This is a genomic window from Rhodovulum iodosum, assembly GCF_041020385.1.
Taxonomy (GTDB): Bacteria; Pseudomonadota; Alphaproteobacteria; order Rhodobacterales; family Rhodobacteraceae; genus Rhodovulum; species Rhodovulum iodosum.
Genome location: NZ_JBEHHI010000001.1, coordinates 1 through 21,654 on the forward strand (window position 1 = coordinate 1; position 21,654 = coordinate 21,654).

Genomic DNA, 21,654 nt, shown 5'->3' on the forward strand with positions numbered 1-21,654 from the left:
CCGGGACCGGGTGGCGGGCCGCGGCGGTTTCGGGCGGCGCGGGCGGCGCGGCGGGGGCGGGCCCCGTTGCGGGCGGGCGCCGCCAGGCATCGGCCAGCGCCGCGAGCGCCGGCGGCGCCGCGGCGAGTGTCAGGGCGCTCTCGCCGCCCTGCCCCGCGCCCCCCGGCGCGCCCCCTTGCGGCGCACCGGCCAGCCCGAACGCGGCCAGGTGCAGCCCCGCGGCCAGCGGCGCGATCAGCGACAACTCGGCCAGCGCCCTCATTTCGGTACCGTCACGAGGCTGACGCGGGTCTGGCCCGCCTCGGCGAGGCGGCGCAGTATCCCGGCGAGCGCGCGCGCCTCGAGCCCGGCATCGGCGCGCAGGATCAACGGCGCCCCGGTGTCGCGCGCGGCAAGCGCTGCAAACACCGCATCGCCGCGCGCCGTGCCGTAGGCAAGCCCGCCCTGCGCATCGGCGTAGAGCGTATCGGCCTCGGGCAGGGCCGCGCCCGGCGCTGTGGGCGGGCTCACCTCGACCGGGTCGGGCGGGGCGATCTGCGCCGTCATCAGGAAGAAGACGAGCAACAGGAAGACGACGTTGATCATCGGCACCACGCTTTCGCGGGGCCGGCGGGGGCGCGAGAGGGGGGCAAACTGCATCGGCCTCTACTCCACCAGCGCGAGGGCGGAAAACCCCGCCGCCCGGAGCGCGGCCAGCACGTCGGCCAGCCGTTGCAGGTCGGTGCCCGGGGCGGGGCGGATCACGATCGGGTCGGCCGGGCTGTCGGTCAGCCGGCCGAGCCCGGCGACGAGGCCCGGCATGTCGACCGCGACCCCGTTCAGCCGAGATTCATCGGGCGTCAGTTCGACCAGACGCGGCGGGCCGGACCACGCCCCGCCGCCCCCTGCGAGGCCAAGCTCGATCCCCGCGTCCTGGCCGAACCGCGCGGCCAGCATGAAGAACACGAGCAGCAGGAAGACCACGTCGATCATCGGGGTCAGGCTGGGCCGGCGGCGCCGGCGGGGGGCGGCGAAGGCGAACATCAGCCGGCCCCCTCGGCGACGAAGATGCGGGTGGCCAGATCCTCCATGTCGCGGCGGTTGCGGTCGACCACCGCCTCGAACCAGCTGAGCGCCATGGCCGCCGGGATCGCCACGGCCATGCCCGCGGCGGTGGTCAGCAGCGCCTCCCAGATACCGCCCGCCAGATCGGCCGGGTCGGCGCGGGCGCCGGTGGCCTCGAGCGTCTGGAATGCTTCGATCATGCCCATGACGGTGCCCAGAAGGCCCAGGAGCGGCGCGATGGCGGCGATGAGCTCCAGCGCGCGCAGCCCCGTCTCGGCCTCGGAGAGCAGACCGCGGGCGACGCGGGTGGTTTCCTCGCGGGCCTTGGCCTCGGACAGGCGGGCGCGGGCGGCGAGTGCTGCGCGCACGACCTGCGCGCGCAGCCCCGCGCGTCCGGCCACCGCCGCCTCGGCACCCGCCCGGTCGCCGGCCTGGTAAAGCGCAACCGCCCGTTCGGCGCGCGCCCCGGCCCAGGCCCCGGCGGACAAGAGCCGCCAGAGTTTCCACAAGATCAGCGTGAGCGTTGCGACCGACAGCGCCGCGATCGCCCAGATCGCGGGGCCGCCTTGATCCAGAAACCGTGTCAGCGCGTCCATGTGCGGGCTCCTCTTTCGGGGCCGGGGGGGCGGGATGCCGGGCTCATCGGACCACCTCGACGGGCTGGAAGACCGGGCCGTCGGGGGTGTCGGCCTGGTAGGCCCGCACCCCGAAGACATGCGCGAGGTTGGCCTCGGTCAGCACGTCCTTCGGGGCCCCGTCGGCCACCAGCCGGCCCCGGTCAAGCATCACCAGCCGCGTGCAGTAACGCGCGGCGAGGCCCAGATCGTGCAGCGCGGTCACGACCAGCCGCCCCTCGCGGGCAAGATCGGCAAAAAGCGCCATGGTCGAAATCTGGTGCGCGGGGTCGAGCCCGGCAATGGGTTCGTCGGCCAAAAGGATCGGCGCTTCCTGCGCCAGCGCGCGGGCGATCAGCACGCGCGCCTGTTCGCCACCCGACAGGCGGGTGGCGATGCGCGGGGCGAAACCCGACAGCTCCATCCGGTCGAGCGCCGCGGCGACGGCCTGCCGGTCGGCGTCGGACGGGCCGCCTGCGGCCAGGTGGGGCGTGCGGCCGAGGGCCACCAGTGTTGCCACCGAAACCGGCCAGGCGATCTCGCGCATCTGCGGCAGCCAGGCGGCGATGCGGGCACGCCGCGCCGGGGCGAGGCGCGCCAGGCTGCTGGTGCCGGCGTGGGGCAAAAGGCCCAGCGCGGCGCGCAACAGCGTGGTCTTGCCCGCGCCATTGGGGCCGATCAGCCCGACGCATTCGCCGGGGCCAAGCGCCAGGCTCAGGTCGTCGACCACCGGGCAAGGCCCCCGGCGCACCGTGATATGCGACAGCGTCAGCCCGGTCATTGCGCCGCCCGCGTCTTGTAGATGAGATGCAGAAACAGCGGCGCGCCGACGATCGCGGTCAGCACCCCCAGCTTGAGGTCGCGCTCGGGCACGATCAGGCGCACGGCGATATCGGCGGCGAGCAAGAGCGCCGCACCCCCAAGCGCCGAGGCCGGCAACAGCCGCCCGGGACGGGCGCCCACCAGCGGGCGCAACAGGTGCGGCACGATCAGCCCGACGAACCCGATGGCCCCGGCCACCGCGACCCCGGCGCCGACGCAGGCCGCCACGCCCACCACCAGCGTCACCCTGAGCCGCGCCAGCCGCACGCCCAGCGCGGCCGCCGCGTCCTCGCCCAATGTCAGCGCATCGAGGCCGCGGACCAGCGGCAGGATCAGCGCCCAGCCGATCAGCGTCAGCGGCAGGGCCAGCCAGACATGGGTAAAGGACCGGTCGGTAAGCGAGCCCATCATCCAGAACACGATTTCGGCCGCGGCATAGGGGTTGGGCGACAGGTTCAGCACCAGCGAGGTCAGCGCGCCGGCCAGCGCCGACAGCGCAATGCCCGCCAGGATCAGCGTCAGCGCCCCGCCGCGCGGCCCGGCCAGACCCAGCAGGATCAGCACGGCGATCAGGGCACCGGCCAGCGCCATCAGCGGCAGGGCAAGGGCGAAGGCCCCGGCAAGTCCGGTTTGCAGGGCGATGACGGCGCCCAAGGCGGCAGAGGAAGAAACCCCGATCAGGCCCGGCTCGGCCAGCGGGTTGCGCAGGTAGCCCTGCAGCGCGGCGCCCGAGAGCCCCAGGCTCGCGCCCACCAGCGCGCCCAGGATCGCCCGCGGCAGGCGGATCTCGCGCATCACCAGCGCCGCGGCCTCGCCCCGCCCCGCGATCAGCGCGGCCAGGCTGTCCGACGGCGACAGCCCCGCCGGGCCGATCAGCAGCGAGGCGGCAAAGAGCGCCGCGACCAACAGCCCGAGGGCCCAGAGCAGCGCGCGAAAGCTCATGGCGCCTCCAGCGCATCGCCCAGGGCGGAGAGAGCGGCAATCGCCTTGAGCACATGGGGCGTGCCGCACACCCAGTCGCCGCCGGTCTCGGGCCGGAGCGGCAGGTCCGCCATCAGCGCGGCCAGTGCCGGGTGGTCCAGCAGCGCCTCGGCCCGCGAGGCGCCGGGGTAGCGCGCGCCGGTGATCACCAGATCGGGCGCGGCGGTCACCAGCAGTTCCAGCGGCAACGGCCCGCCGCCCGCGCGCCCCACCTCGGCGGCGATGTTGCGCAAGCCCGCGGCCGAGAGGATGTCGTCGGACAGCGTGCCCTGCCCCGTCGTGTAGCCGTTGGCCGAGTAGAGCGCGGCGCGCGGCCCGTCCTCGGGCGCGCGGCGCAGCGCGGCGAGCCCCGCCTCGAACTCGGCGATCAGGCGGCCGGCCTTCTCCTCCCGCCCCAGCAGCCGGCCCATCCGCTCCAGATACGCGGGCACGTCCGACAGCGCGCGCGCGGGCGCAAACTCGACCACCTCGATGCCCAGCCGGCGCAGCATCGCCACCGAGGCCTGCGCGGTATAGGTGCCGGCCAGCACCAGGTCGGGGCGCATCAGGAACACCTCTTCGGCCTGGCCGCGGTTGGCCGGGTAGTCCCGCGCCCGCGCGGGCATCGCCGACAACCGCGGGTCGCCCGACAGGAACGAGACCGAAACCAATTGCCCCTCGTCCGCCAGCAGCATCGCCAGCTGGTCGGTACACAGATTGACCGACACCACGCGCTGCGGCGCCGCCGTCGCGGGCTGCGCCGCGCAAAGCCCGAAGGCCAGCGCGGCGGCAAGGGCGCGCATGCGCCTAGAAGTTCTGCCGAAGACCGACATAGACCGCCCTGTCCGAGGTGCCGTAGCCCGAGACATACTGGTACTGCTCGTCAAAGAGGTTCTCGACCCGCAGATACGCCTCGGTATTCTCGGCCACCTGATAGCGGATCGTGCCGTTGACAACCGCGAAATCGTCCAGCCCGTCGCGGTCGGCGGCGTAAAGCGCGGTGAGCCCGCCCGACAGGTTGTGCGCGATATCGGCCTCAAGGCCCAGCGACACGGTGTGGCGCGGCACGCTCGACCAGCTCGCCGAGGCGTTCGTCGAACTGTCGATATAGGTATAGGCCGCGCTCAGCACGGCCCGGTCGCCGAGGCTGTAGGCGCCCTCCAGCTCGACCCCCGACCGGCGCGAGGTGCCAGAGACCTGCGCGTAGGACGAGGTGGCAAAGGAATAGTCGATCAGGTCGTCCACCTCGAGGTAGAACGCCGTCGCGCGCAGGCTGGCCCGGTCGCCAAAGCGTTTCTCGACGCCCAGCTCGGCGGTGAGGCTTTCCTCGGGCTCAAGGGTCGGGTCGCCGTAGAAACTGTTGAGCTCGTAAAGCGACGGCGCCCGGTAGCCGGTGCCGAGCGCGCCGCGGATGGTCAGATCGTCGACCGGCCGGAACGCCACGGCGACACGCCCCGTCGTCTGCCCGCCGAACTCGGAATGGTCGTCGTGGCGCGCCGCCAGGGTGACGTCCAGCCGCTCGGAGGGCGCCCAGGCAAGCTCGGCGAAGACGCCCGAGGTGTGGCTGTCGGCGTCGAGGTCTCCATAGGTGCCGGTCTGGTCATACGCTTCGCGTTCCGTATCGGCGCCGAAGGAAAGCCGGCTGTCGAGCCCCAGCGCGAGGGTGCCCTGGTAGCGCAGCTTGGTGCGGGTGCCGGTGTACCTGGTGGCAGAGCTGGCGTAGTAGCTGCCCGACACGGCGTAGGTGACAGGATCGTAGCTGAGGAAGGTCTCGCCGTCCTGGTAGCGCCGCTCGATCTCGTAGACGCTGGCCGAGACCTCGTGCTCGACCGCGCCGGTGGCGAACTCGGCAAAGACGCGCAGGCCGCGCTTGTCGACCTTGGCCACCTCGTCGTAGGTCTCGCCGTCGCCGAGCGCGACCGAAAAGCTGCGCGTCGGGTCGGCGTAGAATTGCGGGTCGTACTCGCCGCGCGATTCTTCGGCGAAGGCCGAAAAGCCCAGCCGCAGCCCATTGTCGAAATCGCGGTGGCCGTAGACGCTCAGCCGCGAGGCGCGGTAGCCGTCTTCCTCGGTATTGCCGTCGTTCTCGTCGGCGGCGGAGAACCCGCCGGTGTAGATATGCGACAGCGTGAAGGCCAGTTCCGCGTTCTCGGTCCTGGTGGCCAGCCCGTAGCTGGCGCGCAGGGTGTCATAGCTGCCGGCCTCGATGGCGACGCTCTGCTCGGTGCCGATCTCGGTCGCGCGCCGGGTGGTGATGTCGATCACGCCGCCGATGGCCGAAGAGCCGTAAAGCGCCGATTGCGAGCCCTTGAGCACCTCGATCCGGCTGATATCGGCGGTGGTCAGCCCGCCGAAATCATAAGCGACCTGGGTCAGCGAGGGGTCGTTGACCTCGATCCCGTCGATCCGCACGGCCACGTAGTTCTGGCTCGCGCCTCGCAGCGAGAGGCCGGTGCGCGCGCCGACCGGGCCATTGGGGGTGATCGTCACCCCCGGCAGCCGGGCGAGGTAGTCGGTCAGCCGCGCATCGCCCGCGGCCCGAAGCTCGTCTTCGGTGACGACGGTCACGGTGCTGCCCGAGCGTTCGATCTCGGTCGCCTGCAGGTTGGCGCTGGCGGTGATCTCGTCCAGCAGGAACGTGTCTTGCGCGGCGGCCGATAGCGGCGCGAGGCCCGCCACGAGTGCGGTGGCGGAGGTGAGGGTGCATTTCATGTCTTGGCCCTTCGGCTGGGCGGCACCGGGACGGGTGCCGCACGACTCGGATCAGGATGTCCTAGGACGGGCCAGGCCCGACCACAGACGGTGCTTTGACGTCACCACTGCGGTCTTGCCGCCTCCGGGACGCGCCCCGCGCCCGGAAAGGGTGATCTCGCCTTGGCAGGTCTCCTGGCTTGCGGGTCTTAGCTTGGCTGGCCTTCCCGGGGCATTTGCCCAGTGGCGTTGTCAGCCGCGCTCTCCGCCTACAGTTGCGGGGGCAGCCGCGGATTGGCCCGTCTCCGGGTGCACCGCGTTCCCTATTCATCCGTCCCGAAGGGCGGAACCAAAGCGACACCGGGATAGCGCATCGGGCGGCGGTGTCAAACCTGAATTACGTCATCATTGTCACAGCACCCTGACGCCGCCGCGCCAGACCGCCACGATATGGGTGCGACCCGCCACCCGGCGCAGGCGCAGCAGATCGGCCCGCCGGCCCGGCGCGATCTCGCCCCGGTCGGCCAGCCCCGTCAGCCGCGCCGGCGCCCGGCTGACCATGGCGATCATCGCTGGCAGGTCCTGCGGCAGCGCGGGGTCCTCGGCCATGGCAAAGGCCGCGTCGATCGGGCTGCGCGGAACGTAGTCGGATGCCAGCACGTCGACCAGTCCTTCGGCCATCAGATCGCGCACAGCGACATTGCCCGATTGCGACCCGCCGCGCAGGTAGTTGGGCGCGCCGGCCACCACGGTCTGGCCCCGTTGCCTGGCGTCGCGCGCGGCCTCCAGCGTGCAGGGAAACTCCGACACGGCGATCCCCTCGCGGTGGGATTGCGCCACATGGGCCGGCGTCCGATCGTCATGGGTCATCAGCGGCAGCCCGCGCGCCTGCGCCGCGGCCACCACATGGGCGCGCACGCCCGGCCCCACCCTGCGGGAGCGGGCGAACAGCTCTTCGCGCTGCACCGCCATCTCGTCCAGGCTGACATGCATCGCCTCGGCCATGCGCCGCGTCCAGCGGTCCACGTCGAGGCTTTGGCGGTCGCCCGGCGTGTGGTCCATCACCGAAACCAGCCGCGCGATCGGCCGGGCGATGTTGGCATCGGTCAGCGCGATGGTCTCGGGGTCGGACACCTCGCAGCGCATGTGCAGGAAATGTTCGGCCCGGAAGAGGCCCGCCCCGACCCCCTGCTCCAGCGCATCCACCAAAGGCCCGAGGATCTCGCGCCGCTCGGGCCGTTTCATCGAGGCGCCCACCGAAAGACTGTCGAACACGGTCGTCGTGCCCGCGCCGATCACCACCGCGTCATGGGCCATCAGCGCGGTCAGGAAATCCCACTGGACGGACGTGCGGGGGAAGACATGGGTCTCCACATGGTCGGTATGGATGTCCACCACGCCCGGCGTGATGAAATCGCCCCCGCAATCGAACCCGTTGGCCGCGCCCGGCGCGATCTCGGCGATGCGGCCGCCCTCGACGGCCAGCGCGCCCTCCAGCACCCGGTCGGGCAGCACGAGGCGGGCGTTGGTCAGGCGGAAATCGGCAGGCGCGTGGTCGAACATGGGCTCTCCGGTCGGTCAGGTCTGGGGCGCCGGGCCGGTTTGGCCCTCGGCGCGGCGGCGGGCGCAGAAATCGCTGTCGGAACAGACGAACATCTTGGCCCCCGTGTCGTCGAGCAGGATCTCGTCCTGATAGACGCCGCGCGCCCCGCAAAGGGCGCAGGGGTCGGGGAACTGCTGGGGCGTGAAGGGGTGATCCTCGAAATCGAGGCTTTTCACCGAGGTGTAGGGCGGCAGCGCGTAGATGCGCCGCTCGCGCCCGGCGCCGAAGAGCATCAGCGCGGCGCTGAACTCCATCTTGGGGTTGTCGAAGCGCGGGATCGGCGTGGGCGACATCACGTAACGCCCGTTCACCAGCACCGGGTAGGAATGGTTGATCGTGATCCGCCCCGTCTGGGCGACGGACTCGTAAAGCCGCAGGTGCATCAGCCCGTATTCGCCCCAGGCGTGGATCTTGCGGCACTCGGTCTCGCGCGGCTCCAGCCGGCGCATAGGCTCGGGCTGGGGCACTTGCAGCACCAGCGTCTGGCCCTCGCGCAGCGGCGTCTCGGGGATGCGGTGGCGGGTCTGGATCAGCGTGGCCTCGGCGGTCGCCTCGGTGGTGGCGGTGCCGGCCACCTTGGCGAAGAACCGGCGGATGTTGACCGCGTTGGTGGTGTCGTCGGCGCCCTGGTCGATGACCTTGAGCCGGTCCCCGGGGGTGATCAACGAAGCGGTGATCTGCATGCCGCCGGTGCCCCAGCCGTAGGGTATGGGCATTTCGCGCGAGCCGAACGGGACCTGGTAGCCGGGGATCGCCACGGCCTTCAGGAGCGCGCGGCGGACCATCCGCTTGGTGCCCTCGTCGAGATAGCCGAAATTGTAGCGGCGCGGGGCGTGGGTCATGGGCGCATCTCCCCAACCGGTCGCCGGGGCCCGAGCGGCGCGCCGTTGGGTATTTTGGCCAAGAAGAAGCAGGGGGCCGGGCGCGTCATTCGGCGGCCTCCTGTTCGGTCGCGCGGCGCGCGGCGCGCATCTCGCGCAGCATGCGCAACTCGGCCTGGAAATCGACGTAATGGGGCAGTTTCAGATGTTGCACGAAGCCTGAGCTTTCGACGTTGTCGCTGTGGTAAAGAACGAATTCCGCGTCCTGGGCGGGGTAGCGGGGCTCTTCGGCGAATTCGTCCGCCCTGAGCGCCCTGTCGACCAGGGCCATCGACATGGCCTTTCGCTCGCAATGGCCGAAGGCGAGGCCATAGCCCCTTGTGAATTTTGGATTTTCGCCGGAGGCGCCCTTGACCGAGGTGATCATCTGACTTTCGGTCAGCGTGACCTCGCCGATCTCGATGGCGAAGCCCAGCTCCTCGGGCACCACCTCGACCGGCACCTCGCCCATGCGGATCTCGCCTGCGTAGGGGTGGTTGGAGCCGAAGCCGCGCTGGGTGGAATAGGCCAGCCCCAAGAGAAACCCCTCGTCGGCGCGGGCGAGGTTTTGCAGCCGGATGTCGCGCGGCGCGGGAAAGGCCAGCGGGTCGCGCGTGAGATCGCCCGGCGCGGGGTCGCCCGCGGGGGGCTCTGACGGTTCCATGAAGCCCTCGTTGCCGACGAGGTCGGGCACGCGGGGCATCTGCGCCGCCACCGGCGCCTCGGCGCGCGGGGCCGTTGGCGCGCCCTCGCCCGCGAGGTCGAAATCGAGCATCCGGTGGGAGTAATCGACCGAGGGGCCCAGCACCTGCCCGCCCGGCAAATCCTTGTAACAGGCCGAGATGCGGCGGCGGATCGCCATGCGGTCGGTTTCCAGCGGCCTGGCACGGGCGAATTGTTCCAGCGTGGTGCGGTAGGCGCGCAGGAGGAACGCCGCCTCGGTGGCATCGCCCTGGGCCTGCTTCAGCGCCAGCGCCGCGAGGTCGGGGTCGTAGAGCGACCCCTCGGCCATCACCCGGTCGACGGCGCGGGCCTGTTGCGTACGGATCTGGGCGAGGGTCAACTCGGGGTCGGCCGGGTCGCCGCGGCGCTCTTCTGCAACGAGGTCGAGCGCGTTCAGAATCGCCGCTTCGCCGCCCTTGACGGGGACATAGGCCATCTAGCTGCTCCTCGGGCCGGTTTCGCGGGACATGGTGAAGAACTCCACCGTCGTGGCAGCCGCGGCGCGGGCGCGGTCGGTGCGGGCGGCGACCTGCGCCGCCTCCTGGGGCGCGATCAGCGCGGCGTGCAGCGCCGGGCCGTCGGGGCCTTGCAGCACCGCGTCGGCCAGCGCCATCAGCTCGGCGCGGCGCGGGAAATGGCCCATCAGGTAGCCCACCCCCACGTCGGCGCCCATCCGACAGGTGGCCCGCGTCACCGTGGCCTGACCGAGCGAGAACCGCTGGCCCGTACCGCCCGCCCGGCCCTCGAGCATGACCATCCCGGTTTCGGGACGGCGCAACCATTCGGCCGCGCCGGTGTCGTGCCCGGCAAGCGCGGCCTCAAGCGCCGCCTCGGGGCAGCGCGCCAGAACCTTCAGCCATTCGGCCCGCGCGCGCATTACCGCCGCGCCCATTTCATGGTCGCCTCCCATTCCACCTCGAACGCGGCGGCGCCTGCCTCTTCGTCACAGATCGGCTGGAGCGCCTGAAGCACGACTTCCAGCCCTGCTGCCGCACCACGCCGGCCACGGTGGCGCGTGTCAGGAAGAGGTCGATCGGGCGGCGGCCGTCCATCCGTTCCGACCGGGGCATGGTGCAGAGCTTTGCCACCTTGAAATTGGGCAGCGCCGCCAGGTCGCGCACCGAGGGGTCCTTGCGCCGCTCGCGTTTCTCGTAGCCCGAAACCTCGAGCGACCGCTTTTCGATGACGGCGTCGAAACGGCGTCTTGGCCCCGGCGCAGCCGTGCCAGTCCTCGCCAACGCGCATCTGAAGGCGCCGTTTCAGCGCGGCACAGGCTTTGGCGGTGTCGGGATGGGTGCGCAGGATATCTCGACACCGCAAATGCCGGGCGATGCCGCGGTGACCGGCGGGATAGAAAAGCAGGCGATGCCGGTCGCGGCCAAAACAGGTGCGCCCCGGGATGCCGGCCGCGCGCCGCGCCTCATGGCGCTGGCGCCTCGGCAGCGGCGCGCAGTCCCGCGCGGTGGCGCCGCCGGCAAGAATGCCGATTGCGTCGATCACGGGCTTGGAGGGCAGCCCCGCAACGGCAGTGGAGCAGATAGGGTCCTGCACCTTTAGCTTGCCCGACAAAAGCTCGGTCAGCGCGGTGCGCGCGCCCTCGAAGGACAAGGCCCGGTCCGGATCGCGGTCGACGATCTCTCCTGGCCGGCTCATTGCGCCAGCCCCTCGGCCACGAGAAACGCGTGCGAGGGCAGGATGTCTTCGACATCGCGCAGCTCCAGCACCAGATGGGGCGCCGCGCCGGTGGCCGCAAGCGCGGAAAAGACGGCGGGCCAGCGAATGCGCCCGAGCCCGAGCCGCCAATGCCGGTCGGCATGGCCGTCGGCGTCTTGCAGGTGAACATGCGCCAGGTCGGCCCCGGCCAGCGCCACGAACACGTCCACCGGCGGCGCACCGGTCGAGCCGTGCGCGAAGTCCGCGTGGCCGGTGTCGATCGACAGCTTCACCGCGTCCGAGCCGAAGCTGTGGGCCAGATGCGCCCGGTCGCGTGGGTCCACGTCCTCGATGTTCTCGATCACCAGCGTGATCCCTGCGGCCTCGGCACGGGTCACGGCCTCGGCCAGCGTGTCCTGCACACGGGCGATCATACCGTCGCGGGCGCCCGGCAGCGTGTCGAGGTTCTGGTGCTTCCACAAAGTGTAGGGCGAGTGCAGCACCATTTGCCGCGCCTCCAGCGCCTCGGCGATCTCCAGCGCGGTCAGGATGCGCCGGCGCGCCAGCGCGCGTGCCTCGGGGTCGCGGGCGTCCAGCACCAGCCCGGCATAGGGGCCGTGCATCCCCAGCCGTCCCGACCAGCCATCGAGCGCGGCCCGCGTCTCGGCGACGGCCGCGCGCCAGTCGCCGCCGAGCATCTCGGGCCTGTCGAAGCCCTGAAGCTCCAGATCGCGGTCGTGCTCGGCCAGCCAGGGCAGGAAACGTGGCAGGTCGCGCGGGCGCAGGGCGGCGCCGATCACGGGGCGCTCTTGCATCGGGGGCCTCCTCCTCAATTCGATTTTCGCTGGGCCTACTCAAAGTTTATGGCGGCTGGGTGACGGATTGGCCCCAGCCAAAAAACTTTGCCGCCGCCAGCGCGCCGAGATGCGGCGCAGGCGCACCCGACGTGTCACCATTCCGTTACCGGGCAGAGACAGAAAATTCACGCCAGCGACAGCGGGAGGTTACGAAGCGCGCCGATGGTCCGCGCCATGTCGCATCAAGACCTGACCCTGACGGGCCTCAGCAAGGCCTTCTCCGAAACCCGCGCCGTCGACCGCGTCTCGCTGACCGTCAAGTCGGGCCAGTTCGTCGGCGTGATCGGCCGCTCGGGCGCGGGGAAATCCACGCTGCTGCGCCTGGTCAACCGGCTGATCGACCCGACCGAGGGCTCGGTCAGCTTCGGCACACAGGAGATCACCGCGCTCAGGGGCCGGCCCCTGCGCCGCTGGCGGGCCGAATGCGCGATGATCTTTCAGCAGTTCAACCTCGTCGAGCGGCTGGATGTCCTGACCAACGTGCTGATCGGTCGGCTTGCCCATCACGGCTTCGTCTCGTCTATGGCGATGCGCTTTACCGATGCCGAGCGCGCCATGGCGCTGGAGGCGCTCGACCGGCTGTCGCTGGTGCCCCAGGCGCTGCAGCGCGCCGGCACGCTGTCGGGCGGCCAGCAACAGCGGGTGGCGATTGCCAAGGCGCTGGTGCAGCAGCCCAAGATCATGCTCGCCGACGAACCCATCGCCAGCCTCGACCCCGCGAACGCCACGCTGGTGATGGAGGCGCTGAAGACGATCAACAGCGAAGACGGGCTGACCGTGCTGGTCAACCTGCACACGCTGGATACCGCCCGCGCCTATTGCGACCGCATCGTCGCGATGCGCGACGGCCGCGTGATGTTCGACGGCACCGCCCGGCAACTGACCGACGACGTGGTGCGCGACATCTACGGGATCGAAGGTTTGCAAGAGTTCAACGAGGCCGTCACCTCCACCGCCGCGCGCGTGAAGGTCCCGGCCTAACCCCCCCCAGAGAGAAGGAAGACCACCCATGCGTCTGCTCGCAACCACTGCCCTGGCCACCCTCGTGGCCCTGCCCGCCCTCGCCGAAGGCTGGAAAGACGACTACAAGGTCGTCAAGTTCGGCATTCTGTCGAGCGAGAACGAAAAAGACCGCCTGATGCGCAACGAACCCCTGCGCGCCTTCCTGGAACAGAAGCTGGGCGTCGAGGTCGAGATCTTCACCGCCGGCAACTACGACGGCGTGATCCAGGCCGTCGCCGCCGACCAGATCGAGGTGGCCCGCTTCGGCTCGTCCTCCTACGCGGCCGTCTACACCGCCACCGACGGCGGCGTGGTGCCGACCCTGACGACCATCAAGAAGAACGGCAACACCGGCTACCGCTCGATCGTCGTGACCCGCTGCGACAGCGGCATCAAGAGCCTCGACGACGCCAAAGGCAAGGTCCACGCCTTCGCCGACCCCGACTCGACCAGCGGTTACGCGGTGCCCTTCTTCAACATGAAGGAACGCCTGGACATCGACCCGGCCACCTATTTCGCGGCGACCCCGTTCTCGGGCAGCCACGAGGCCGGCGTGCAGGGTGTGGCCAACGGCACCTTCGACACCGCCTCGACCTACCAGAACAACGATGTCGACGGCATCCCGCAGCGCATGGTCTCGAAGGGCATGCTGGAAGAGGGCGTGGTCTGCACGATCTGGGAAAGCCCCGAAATCACCTCGGGCCCCTGGACCTTCCGCAAGAACCTGCCCGCCGAGATGATCGAGGACATCACCGCCGCGATCGAGGAATTCCCGACCGCCGACCCCGAGGGCTACACGCTCTACTCCTCGTTCGACCCGGCCGACGAAAACCCCGATGTGGGCTTCACCCGCGTCGACCACGACCGCTACCAGTGGATCGTCGACATGCGCGCCTGGATCAAGGAACAGCGCCGCGGCTCGTAAGCCCCGGTGCATGGAAGGGCGGTCCCCCGGGGCCGCCCTTTTCGCACATCCATGACAGCCACAGCCGATATCGACGCCCTGCCGCCCCGTGCCGCCTTCGAGCGCGATTTCGCGGCGCAACGCCGCCGCGCCCGCCTCGGCTGGGCCATCGGCAGCATTCTGTTCTTCGCGGCCTTCCTGGCCACGTCCTATATAGGCGATTTCTTCAAGGTCACCCAGGTGACCCTGCCCGACGGCAGCCGGGCGGAACGCTGGATCGTGCCCGCCGGCATCCCGCGGCTGGGCGAATACATCTCGCAGACCATCCCCGTGCTGCGCTGGGACAGCCTGGGCGCCGATCTGGCCGAATGGTTCTGGCGCTGGAAGGTCTGGGCGAAGCTCTTGCTGGAAACCATCCTGATCGCCTTCATGGCCACCACGATGGGCGTGGTCGGCGGGTTCCTTCTGTCCTTTCCCGCCGCGCGCAACCTCGCGCCCAACCGGTGGGTGCTCTGGATCACCCGGCGGTTTCTGGAAATCGTCCGCACCGTGCCCGACCTCGTCTGGGCGCTGATCTTCGTCTTCTGCTTCTCTGTGGGCCCGCTGGCCGGCGTCCTGGCGATTGCCACCCATGCCACCGGCGCGCTGGGCAAGCTTTATTCCGAGGTCAACGAGAATATCGACATGAAGCCGCTGGAGGGCGTCAAGGCCGCCGGCGGCTCCTGGTTCGACCAGATCCGCTATGGCGCCGTGCCCCAGGTGCTGCCCAACATCATCAGCTACACGCTGCTCAGGTTCGAGATCAACGTGCGGTCCTCGTCGATCATCGGCTATGTGGGCGCCGGCGGGCTGGGCCAGGAATTCCGCGTGGCCATGAGTTTTCAGGAATATACCGACCTCTCGGCGCTGTTCCTGATCATCCTCGCCACGGTGATCGTGATCGACTACGGGTCCGAACGGCTGCGCCACCGGGTGATCGGCATGGAGAAGGACGGATGACCGACATCCCCCCGGAACGCATCGCCCAACTGCGCGCCGCCCACCCGCTGGCCTTTCGCGCGCCCCTTTCCGTGCGGCTGCGCCGCTGGGCGCTATGGGCCGCCTTCGCGGCCCTCATCGTCTATTGCCTGATCGCCTTCGACGCCTCGCCCGAGCGGATCTGGACCGGGCTTGGCCGGCTGGGCCGGGTGCTGAGCTTCATGTTCCCGCCCCATATCTGGGAGACCTGGTACGAGTGGCGGGAAATCCTGAAAGGTCTGGGCGAGACCCTGTCGATGGCCTTTCTCGGCACGCTGATCGGCGCGGTCATCGCCTTTCCGCTGTCCTTCCTCGGCGCGCAGAACATCAACCGGCTGCTGTTCTTCCGCCTGTCGGTCCGCCGCGGCTATGACATCATCCGCGCCTTCGAGACGCTGATCCTGGCGCTGATCTTCATCCGCGCCTTCGGCCTCGGCCCCCTGCCCGGCATCCTGGCCATCGCGGTCTCCGAGATCGGCACCTTCGCCAAGCTCTTCTCCGAGGCCATCGAGAACACCTCGAAGAAACCGGTCGAGGGGGTGGTTGCCTCTGGCGGGTCCGGGATGCAGTCGATCCGCTTCGGGGTGATGCCCCAGGTGATGCCGGTGATCCTGTCCATCGTGCTCTACAATTTCGAATCCAATGTCCGCTCGGGCACGATCCTGGGGATCGTGGGCGCCGGCGGCATCGGGTTTCTGCTGTCGGACCGGATCAGCGCCTATCGCTGGGATGAGGCCTGGTCGATCATCTTCCTGATCATCGCCATGGTCTATGTTATCGACTGGCTGTCCGCGCAGATCCGCCGCCGCCTGATCGGCAAATGGGACGGCGCACAATGAAACGCCTGTCGGAAGCCCCGACGATCCACGACACCGCCACCGTCATCGACTGCGATTTGGGCCCGTGGACAGAGATCTACGCCCACGTGACGATGAAGGAGAGCCGGTTCGGCGCATATTCCTACATCACCAAATCCGGCAACGTGATCTGGTCCGATATCGGCAAGTTCTGCTCCATCGCCGAGGGCGCGCGGATCAACCCCGGCAACCATGCCACCTGGCGCGCGGCGCAGCACCATTTCACCTACCGCGCGGCACAATACGAACTGGGCGAGGACGATGCCGCGTTCTTCGGTTGGCGCAAGGCGCATCCGGTCAGGATCGGCCACGATGTATGGGTCGGCCACGGCGTGACGGTGCTGGCCGGCGTCACCGTGGGCGACGGCGCGGTGATCGGTGCAGGCGCGGTCGTGGCGCGTGACGTGGCGCCCTACACGGTGGTCGGAGGGGTGCCGGCCCGGGTGCTCAAGCGCCGCTTTTCCGAAACCCAGGCCGAGGCGCTGCACGAGATCGCCTGGTGGGACTGGTCGCACGACCGCCTGAAGGCGGCGCTGCCCGAGATCCGTCGGCTGAGCATCGACGGGTTTATCGGTGCCTGCAAACGTGGCGCGCTCTGACTCCTTGGGTTTGCGCCCGGCCGGCCCGCATGCCAAACCGTCGGCCATGCAGGACAAGGACACATCCGCGCCCGGCGGCAGCATGCCGCACAAGCTGATCGACGGCTCGTTCCTGTTCATCCTTGCCATCGCGGTCGTCTCGGGCATCGCCGTCTACCTGCTGAAGGGGCCAGAGACCTTCTGGGCGATCTTCCGCCGCGATGCGGGCTTTGCCGTGTTCCTGCTGCCCAAGATCCTGGCCGGCGTGCTGATCGCCTCGGCCCTGCCCTTTCTGCTGCCGCGCGAGCGGGTGCTGCGTCTGGTGGGGCCCGAAAGCGGCGTGAGGGGTCTGGCCATCGCCACCGCAGCCGGCGCGATCTTTCCCGGCGGGCCCTCGGTCACCTACCCGCTGACAATCGGGCTGATGGCGGCGGGGGCCGACCTCGGCGCGGGGGTAGCGCTGGTCTCGGGCTGGGTGCTGGTCGGGCTGAACCGCACCCTGATCTGGGAGCTGAGCTTTCTGCCGCCGGAATTCGTGGCGCTGCGGGTCGCGCTGTCGCTGCCCGCGCCGATCGTCTTCGGGCTGGTCGTGCGGCACCTGATGGCGAAAGGGCGGGCATGAACATCGCGATCGGCACCGTGCTGCTATGGGCGCTGGCGCTCGAACTGCTGCGACGGCTGCGCCGGCAAGACCCGGCCAGGCTTGTCCCCGTCTACGCCCGCACCCGCGCGATGATGGTCTTCATGATCCCGCGTATCTTCGTCGGGCTGGTGGGCGCAGGGTTTCTGGCCGCATTGCTGCCCGTGGACCAGATCGAGCGCTTTTTCGGCGCGGAGTCCGGCGTGGCCGGCATGGGGCTGGCCACGATCCTTGGCGCGGTCACGCCGGGCGGCCCTTTCGTGGCCTTCGCCATCGGCGCGGCGGCGCTGAAGGCCGGCGCCGGCTGGGCGGCGCTGATGGCCTATGTCACGGCGTGGTCTGTGGTGAACCTCAACCGCTCCATCGCCTACGAGCTGCCGCTGATGGGCCGGCGTTTTTTGATGATCCGCGCGCTGGTCTCGCTGCCGCTGCCGCTGGTCCTGGGCGGGATCATGCTGCTGGTGTGAGGGCGCCCCGTGCGATTGGCCGTGCGGCGCCCGCCCCGGCCTGCCATTCCAGCCGGCGACACCGACAGCCGCGCAGCAAGGGCGCACCTGAACCGCCCGCACTTGACCCGCCGGCCTCGCGGCGAAAGAAATGCCCCCCAGACGATGTGCCCAGCCCCGCCCGCAGGAGGCCGATGGAACCGCCCGACACCCCGCCAACCCCCGAAGCCTGCCTCGCCGCCCTGCGCGACCGCGCGGTGCCCGGCAAGGCCGAAGACATGGCCGCCTATCACAAGGCCCCCCGTCCCTATCTGGGCGTCGCCAATCCCGATATCGACGCGCTGACGAAGGACTGGCGCAAGGCCCTGTCGCTGGAGGACCGCCTGAGCCTCGCCGACGCCTTGTGGCAGACGAACATCCACGAGGCCCGGATCGCCGCGGCCAAGCTGTTGACCCAGGCGCGCATCCGGCCCGACGACGCGGGCGCCTGGGCGCTGATTGCCGGATGGGTGCCCGATTTCGACGCCTGGGCCATCGCCGATCATGCCTCCATCGCCGGGCAGAAACGGCTGGTGGCCGACCCGTCACGGCTCGACATCGTGGAGGGCTGGACCGTCAGCCCGCATATGTGGAGCCGCCGCGCCGCGCTGGTGATGACGCTGCCCTGGACGAAACAGCGCCATCCCGGCCCCGCGGAGCTCGCCGTGCGAGAACGCGTGCTGGGCTGGGCCGCAGGGTACGTGGACGACCGCGAATGGTTCATCCAGAAAGCAGTGGCCTGGTGGCTGCGCGACCTGTCGAAACGCGATCCCGCGCGGGTGCGGGCCTTTCTCGAGGCCCATGGCGAGCGGATGAAACCCTTCGCCCGGAAAGAGGCCGGCCGCGCGATGGGCTGAACTCAGGCCGCCGCGGCCTCGGGCACCGCGGCCAGTGCCGCGTCCAGCACGTCAAGCCCCGCGCCGGGCGCCACCGCCCCCTCAGACAGCACCCGCCGCCAGGCCCGCGCGCCGGGCCGGCCCGAAAAGAGCCCCAGCATGTGCCGCGTGACATTGTGCAGCCGCCCGCCGGCCGCAAGATGACGCGCGATATAGGGGCGCATCTCTTCGGCCACCTGCCGCGCGGTCTTGCGCCCCGGCCGGCCGAAAATCTCTTCGTCCGCGGGCAGCAGGATGTCGGCCGGGCTGTGATAGGCCGCCCGCCCGATCATCACCCCGTCGAGCCCGGACGCGAGAAACCGCCTCGCCTCGTCCAGCGACTGAACCCCGCCATTGACCGAGATATGCAGACCGGGAAAGGCCCGCTTGATCTCGTGCACGAGCGCGTAGTCGAGCGGCGGGATATCGCGGTTTTCCTTGGGGCTGAGCCCCTGCAGCCAGGCCTTGCGCGCGTGGATGGTAAAGCGCGTGACACCGGCGGCCGACACGGTCTCCACGAAGCCGGGCAGCACCGCGCGCGGCTCCTGCTCGTCGACGCCGATGCGGCATTTCACCGTCACGTCGACCGAGGACGCCTCCCGCATCGCCGCCACGCAGTCCGCGACCAACCCCGGCGTCTTCATCAGCACCGCCCCGAAGGTGCCCGACTGCACCCGGTCGGACGGGCAGCCAACGTTGAGGTTCACCTCGTCATAGCCTTCGTCGCAGGCGATCCGGGTGGCCTGGGCCAGTTCCTGCGGGTCCGACCCGCCCAGTTGTACCGCAACCGGGTGTTCGGCCGGATCGAAAGCCAGAAGGTGCCGCGCGTCGCCACGCACCAGCGCGGGCGCCGTGACCATCTCGGTGTAAAGCAGCGTCTCGGCGCTCATCAGCCGGTGGAAATACCGGCAATGGCGGTCGGTCCAGTCCATCATCGGGGCTACAGATAGCCGTGAAGCAGTTGAAATGTCTGTTTTTAATATATTTTCTGCCATACTGGAGTCATACCATTTTTGCTCATTTTGGCCTGTTTACGCCTTTTTTTGCATCCAGTATGACTCAGAGTCATACGAAGTAACCCGGAGTCATACGAAAATGGCCACCATCACAGAGCGAACACTTAAGGACGGCAGCAAGCGGTTTCTAGCGCAGATCACGCGCAGAGGCCACATGAAGCCGGTAAGCCGCACCTTCGACAAACGCAAGACCGCCGAAGCATGGGCGAAGAAACGAGAGAAGGAGATTGACGCAGACATTGCCGCCGGACGGAAGGTCCAAAACCGAAGCGCAAAGAAGGTGACGTTGGGCGACGCCATAGACAGGTACATCACCGAGTCCATGCGAGAGATCGGCAAGACGAAGGCGCAAGTGCTGCGCACGATCCGGGAAGAGTATGACATAGCGGACATGCCCTGCGACCGGATTGAGTCTTCGGACATTGTGTCTTTCGTGAAGGAGCTACACAACCGCCCCGGCCTCAACTCCGCGTCCACCGCCCTCAACTACCTGTCGCACCTGTCGGCGGTATTTACGGATGCGCGCCCCCTGTGGGGGTTCCCGCTAGATGAGCAGACTATGAAAGATGCGCAAAAAGTCTGCATGCGCCATGGCTTTGTTAGCAAATCGGAGGGGCGCGACCGTCGCCCCACCCTTGAAGAGCTTGACCAACTTATGAAGTACTTTGAGCGGGCCACTGCAGCGAACCCGCGAACCATGCCGATGCATAAGGTCTTGGCATTCGCGATTTTCAGCACCCGCCGTCAGGCAGAGATTTGCAGGATCACGTGGGACGATTACGAACCCCAGCACCAGCGCATTTTAGTACGGAAGATGAAGAACCCCGGCGAGAAAGGTGGCGTCGATACATGGGTAGAACTGCCCGACCCGTGCTGCGCCATTATCGAAGCCATGCCGCAAAAAAGGGCTGAGATTTTCCCTTTCAACTCAGACACAGTCAGCCGCCGCTTCACCGAAGCCTGCAAATTTCTAGGTATCGACGATTTGCACTTCCACGACATGCGCCACGAAGGCACTTCGCGACTATTCGAAATGGGGCGCACAGTGCCGCAGGCGGCGTCCGTGACCGGTCACAAGTCTTGGAAGAGCTTGGAGGGGTATACTCATATCCGTCAGCAAGGCGACCGGTATGAAGATTGGCCATGGATTGAAAAGGTGACCTAGCCGCCCTGCCCGCTGGCGCGGGGCACCCACCAACACTCTGGCCCGCCAAATCGGCGGGCCTTTTCCTTGCCTGCGCCACGAAATCACCTTACGCGAATCACGCACCAGACCACGCAACCGTGTAAATTTGCAATGTCAAGCAAAATATGCTAGTGCTGACAATATCAGAGATGCAACCTTAGACCGGTCATATGTAGCCGCCGGGGTTGCCAAATTTCCCGACCATTGAGAGCGCCCGTGAGGGCGCAAGGAGTCGACCATGAACCCTATCACCGCAACCTTGCGGTCAACCGACCTGTGCGCGCTTTTGAATGTCTGCGACCGGTCAATCTGGCGCTGGATGGACGGCGTCGCTGCCTTCCATGATTTTGGCCGTGCTCCGCGCGGACATATGTACGCCCTTCCCGAAGTCATTTCGCTCTTGCGCGCAAGGCGTAGGGCTGGACTTTCCGACGACGAACTGGCCAGCGTCGTAACCCACGATACCGCCGAACGCGCAGAGCGGGCGGATACGCTTGGTTACCCCGATGACATTTGGCTTGGTGGTAGCCCTTAGGCCCGCGCAGACGCCTTCAGGGCATCACTGGTTGGCAAGGAACTGGAGCGCGCGCGATCCGTCCAGAAGGCCGTGACCGGCGCTGCAATCGCCGCTGGCCTGCCGCGCGTCGAGCGCTTGCGTCAGATTACTCTGATCCATCCTGCCTGCGTCCGGTTTATCCTCGCGGGCGAAGCCAACGAATTGCCTGTAGGTGAGGCCGGATGGGCGGCGTGGATCAAGGCAATCGACGTTGTGAACATCCCCACCACTATCGAACAGGAGGCCGCATAAATGGCCATTGAAGACATTCTTACCCACCTTGATGACGAAGACCGTGAGCGCTTCACGCAGGCCGTGAGCGCCATTGGTAAGGCCTTTGAGGCGCAGACCTCAGTTGCCGTCCAGCCGGAGTCTATCGTCGGCCTGAATGCCGTTAGGGACTATGTCTTGACCGGTGGCGAGATCGAATTGGACCTGAGCGCCGCAATCACCGAATTGCAGGAAGACCCCAAGGTCAGCAACGCCCTGATTGCCGCTCAGGCGAAGGTTGCTGAAGCGAACAAGATTGCCAGCGACACCGCGAACATGAGCCGAACCGAACGCATGAATTATGCACGCGCAAACGGCCTCGACAAGCCGCGACCGGATACCACCAGCAGCATGACCCGAAACGAACATGACGCCGTTCTGGCGGGCCTCAGCCCGATCCAGCGTATGAACTATGCCCGCCGCCACGGCCTGACGTGAGGA

The 21,654-nt window shown here is 68.6% G+C and carries 26 protein-coding genes, 1 pseudogene and 1 riboswitch; of the genes and pseudogenes, 12 read left to right on the forward strand and 15 right to left on the reverse strand.

What is annotated here, in order from left to right; translation table 11 throughout:
* The 14 genes and pseudogenes from Ga0609869_RS00005 to Ga0609869_RS00070 all read right to left on the reverse strand — a co-directional run.
* A pseudogene (locus Ga0609869_RS00005) lies at window positions 1-262 on the reverse strand (hypothetical protein); the annotation flags it as partial.
* Window positions 259-639, reverse strand: a complete 381-nt coding sequence (locus Ga0609869_RS00010; RefSeq protein ID WP_125403935.1) for an ExbD/TolR family protein — start codon at window positions 637-639, stop codon at window positions 259-261. The pseudogene Ga0609869_RS00005 and the gene Ga0609869_RS00010, both read right to left, overlap by 4 nt.
* A 6-nt stretch (window positions 640-645) precedes the next feature.
* Window positions 646-1,023 (reverse strand): ExbD/TolR family protein, encoded by a 378-nt coding sequence (locus Ga0609869_RS00015; RefSeq protein WP_125403936.1) that lies wholly within the window; start codon window positions 1,021-1,023, stop codon window positions 646-648.
* Window positions 1,023-1,640, reverse strand: a complete 618-nt coding sequence (locus tag Ga0609869_RS00020) for a MotA/TolQ/ExbB proton channel family protein (protein WP_125403937.1) — start codon at window positions 1,638-1,640, stop codon at window positions 1,023-1,025. Before Ga0609869_RS00020 ends, Ga0609869_RS00015 begins: the two co-directional genes overlap by 1 nt.
* 43 nt (window positions 1,641-1,683) lie before the next feature.
* On the reverse strand, window positions 1,684-2,439 hold the full coding sequence (locus tag Ga0609869_RS00025; protein WP_125403938.1) for an ABC transporter ATP-binding protein: 756 nt from the start codon (window positions 2,437-2,439) through the stop codon (window positions 1,684-1,686).
* The gene (locus Ga0609869_RS00030; RefSeq protein WP_125403939.1) at window positions 2,436-3,422 is read right to left on the reverse strand and encodes a FecCD family ABC transporter permease; all 987 of its coding nucleotides are present in this window, start codon (window positions 3,420-3,422) and stop codon (window positions 2,436-2,438) included. The genes Ga0609869_RS00025 and Ga0609869_RS00030 overlap by 4 nt, the downstream gene beginning before the upstream one ends.
* Window positions 3,419-4,243 (reverse strand): ABC transporter substrate-binding protein, encoded by an 825-nt coding sequence (locus Ga0609869_RS00035; protein ID WP_245972160.1) that lies wholly within the window; start codon window positions 4,241-4,243, stop codon window positions 3,419-3,421. Before Ga0609869_RS00035 ends, Ga0609869_RS00030 begins: the two co-directional genes overlap by 4 nt.
* A 4-nt stretch (window positions 4,244-4,247) precedes the next feature.
* Entirely contained in the window at window positions 4,248-6,152 is a 1,905-nt protein-coding gene (locus Ga0609869_RS00040; RefSeq protein ID WP_125403941.1) for a TonB-dependent receptor plug domain-containing protein, read from the reverse strand.
* 147 nt (window positions 6,153-6,299) lie between these two features.
* A riboswitch (cobalamin riboswitch) is annotated at window positions 6,300-6,500 on the reverse strand.
* 42 nt (window positions 6,501-6,542) lie between these two features.
* Complete coding sequence (locus Ga0609869_RS00045; RefSeq protein WP_125403942.1) at window positions 6,543-7,694, reverse strand: alpha-D-ribose 1-methylphosphonate 5-triphosphate diphosphatase; 1,152 nt, start codon at window positions 7,692-7,694, stop codon at window positions 6,543-6,545.
* Window positions 7,695-7,709: 15 nt separating this feature from the next.
* Complete coding sequence (locus Ga0609869_RS00050) at window positions 7,710-8,576, reverse strand: alpha-D-ribose 1-methylphosphonate 5-phosphate C-P-lyase PhnJ (protein WP_125403943.1); 867 nt, start codon at window positions 8,574-8,576, stop codon at window positions 7,710-7,712.
* A gap of 85 nt (window positions 8,577-8,661) precedes the next feature.
* The gene (locus tag Ga0609869_RS00055; protein ID WP_125403944.1) at window positions 8,662-9,753 is read right to left on the reverse strand and encodes a carbon-phosphorus lyase complex subunit; all 1,092 of its coding nucleotides are present in this window, start codon (window positions 9,751-9,753) and stop codon (window positions 8,662-8,664) included.
* A complete protein-coding gene (gene phnG, locus Ga0609869_RS00060; protein ID WP_211336789.1) occupies window positions 9,754-10,209 on the reverse strand; it encodes a phosphonate C-P lyase system protein PhnG in 456 nt (151 codons plus the stop codon).
* The gene (locus Ga0609869_RS00065) at window positions 10,194-10,970 is read right to left on the reverse strand and encodes a GrpB family protein (protein ID WP_125403946.1); all 777 of its coding nucleotides are present in this window, start codon (window positions 10,968-10,970) and stop codon (window positions 10,194-10,196) included. The genes phnG and Ga0609869_RS00065 overlap by 16 nt, the downstream gene beginning before the upstream one ends.
* On the reverse strand, window positions 10,967-11,785 hold the full coding sequence (locus Ga0609869_RS00070; protein WP_125403947.1) for a sugar phosphate isomerase/epimerase family protein: 819 nt from the start codon (window positions 11,783-11,785) through the stop codon (window positions 10,967-10,969). Before Ga0609869_RS00070 ends, Ga0609869_RS00065 begins: the two co-directional genes overlap by 4 nt.
* Window positions 11,786-12,001: 216 nt before the next feature.
* On the opposite strand from Ga0609869_RS00070, the gene phnC reads away from it, so the two are divergent.
* From phnC to Ga0609869_RS00110, 8 genes are all read left to right on the forward strand, one after another.
* Window positions 12,002-12,808: a phosphonate ABC transporter ATP-binding protein gene (gene phnC, locus Ga0609869_RS00075; RefSeq protein WP_125403948.1), complete on the forward strand. Its 807-nt coding sequence runs from the start codon at window positions 12,002-12,004 to the stop codon at window positions 12,806-12,808.
* A 28-nt stretch (window positions 12,809-12,836) separates the two neighbouring features.
* A complete protein-coding gene (gene phnD / locus Ga0609869_RS00080; protein ID WP_125403949.1) occupies window positions 12,837-13,754 on the forward strand; it encodes a phosphate/phosphite/phosphonate ABC transporter substrate-binding protein in 918 nt (305 codons plus the stop codon).
* 51 nt (window positions 13,755-13,805) lie between these two features.
* Window positions 13,806-14,732 carry a phosphonate ABC transporter, permease protein PhnE gene (phnE, locus tag Ga0609869_RS00085; RefSeq protein ID WP_125403950.1) on the forward strand — a complete coding sequence of 309 codons (927 nt, stop codon included), beginning with the start codon at window positions 13,806-13,808 and terminating at the stop codon, window positions 14,730-14,732.
* On the forward strand, window positions 14,729-15,589 hold the full coding sequence (gene phnE / locus Ga0609869_RS00090) for a phosphonate ABC transporter, permease protein PhnE (RefSeq protein WP_125403951.1): 861 nt from the start codon (window positions 14,729-14,731) through the stop codon (window positions 15,587-15,589). Before phnE (Ga0609869_RS00085) ends, phnE (Ga0609869_RS00090) begins: the two co-directional genes overlap by 4 nt.
* Window positions 15,586-16,206 carry a DapH/DapD/GlmU-related protein gene (locus Ga0609869_RS00095; RefSeq protein ID WP_125403952.1) on the forward strand — a complete coding sequence of 207 codons (621 nt, stop codon included), beginning with the start codon at window positions 15,586-15,588 and terminating at the stop codon, window positions 16,204-16,206. Before phnE (Ga0609869_RS00090) ends, Ga0609869_RS00095 begins: the two co-directional genes overlap by 4 nt.
* 46 nt (window positions 16,207-16,252) lie before the next feature.
* Complete coding sequence (locus Ga0609869_RS00100) at window positions 16,253-16,807, forward strand: permease (protein ID WP_125403953.1); 555 nt, start codon at window positions 16,253-16,255, stop codon at window positions 16,805-16,807.
* Complete coding sequence (locus tag Ga0609869_RS00105; protein ID WP_125403954.1) at window positions 16,804-17,292, forward strand: hypothetical protein; 489 nt, start codon at window positions 16,804-16,806, stop codon at window positions 17,290-17,292. The genes Ga0609869_RS00100 and Ga0609869_RS00105 overlap by 4 nt, the downstream gene beginning before the upstream one ends.
* Window positions 17,293-17,465: 173 nt before the next feature.
* Window positions 17,466-18,167, forward strand: coding sequence for a DNA alkylation repair protein (locus Ga0609869_RS00110; RefSeq protein ID WP_125403955.1), 702 nt, complete (start codon window positions 17,466-17,468; stop codon window positions 18,165-18,167).
* Window positions 18,168-18,169: 2 nt separating this feature from the next.
* Here the strand turns inward: Ga0609869_RS00110 and dusA are convergent, their stop codons facing one another.
* Window positions 18,170-19,180 (reverse strand): tRNA dihydrouridine(20/20a) synthase DusA, encoded by a 1,011-nt coding sequence (gene dusA, locus Ga0609869_RS00115; protein ID WP_125403956.1) that lies wholly within the window; start codon window positions 19,178-19,180, stop codon window positions 18,170-18,172.
* 100 nt (window positions 19,181-19,280) lie between these two features.
* On the opposite strand from dusA, the gene Ga0609869_RS00120 reads away from it, so the two are divergent.
* The 4 genes from Ga0609869_RS00120 (at window position 19,281) to Ga0609869_RS00135 (ending at window position 21,651) form a co-directional block, all read left to right on the forward strand.
* Entirely contained in the window at window positions 19,281-20,366 is a 1,086-nt protein-coding gene (locus tag Ga0609869_RS00120) for a site-specific integrase (protein WP_125403957.1), read from the forward strand.
* 259 nt (window positions 20,367-20,625) lie between these two features.
* Window positions 20,626-20,922 (forward strand): hypothetical protein, encoded by a 297-nt coding sequence (locus Ga0609869_RS00125; RefSeq protein WP_125403958.1) that lies wholly within the window; start codon window positions 20,626-20,628, stop codon window positions 20,920-20,922.
* A gap of 72 nt (window positions 20,923-20,994) precedes the next feature.
* Entirely contained in the window at window positions 20,995-21,195 is a 201-nt protein-coding gene (locus Ga0609869_RS00130) for a hypothetical protein (RefSeq protein ID WP_125403959.1), read from the forward strand.
* Entirely contained in the window at window positions 21,196-21,651 is a 456-nt protein-coding gene (locus tag Ga0609869_RS00135; protein WP_125403960.1) for a hypothetical protein, read from the forward strand.
* Window positions 21,652-21,654: the final 3 nt, after the last annotated feature.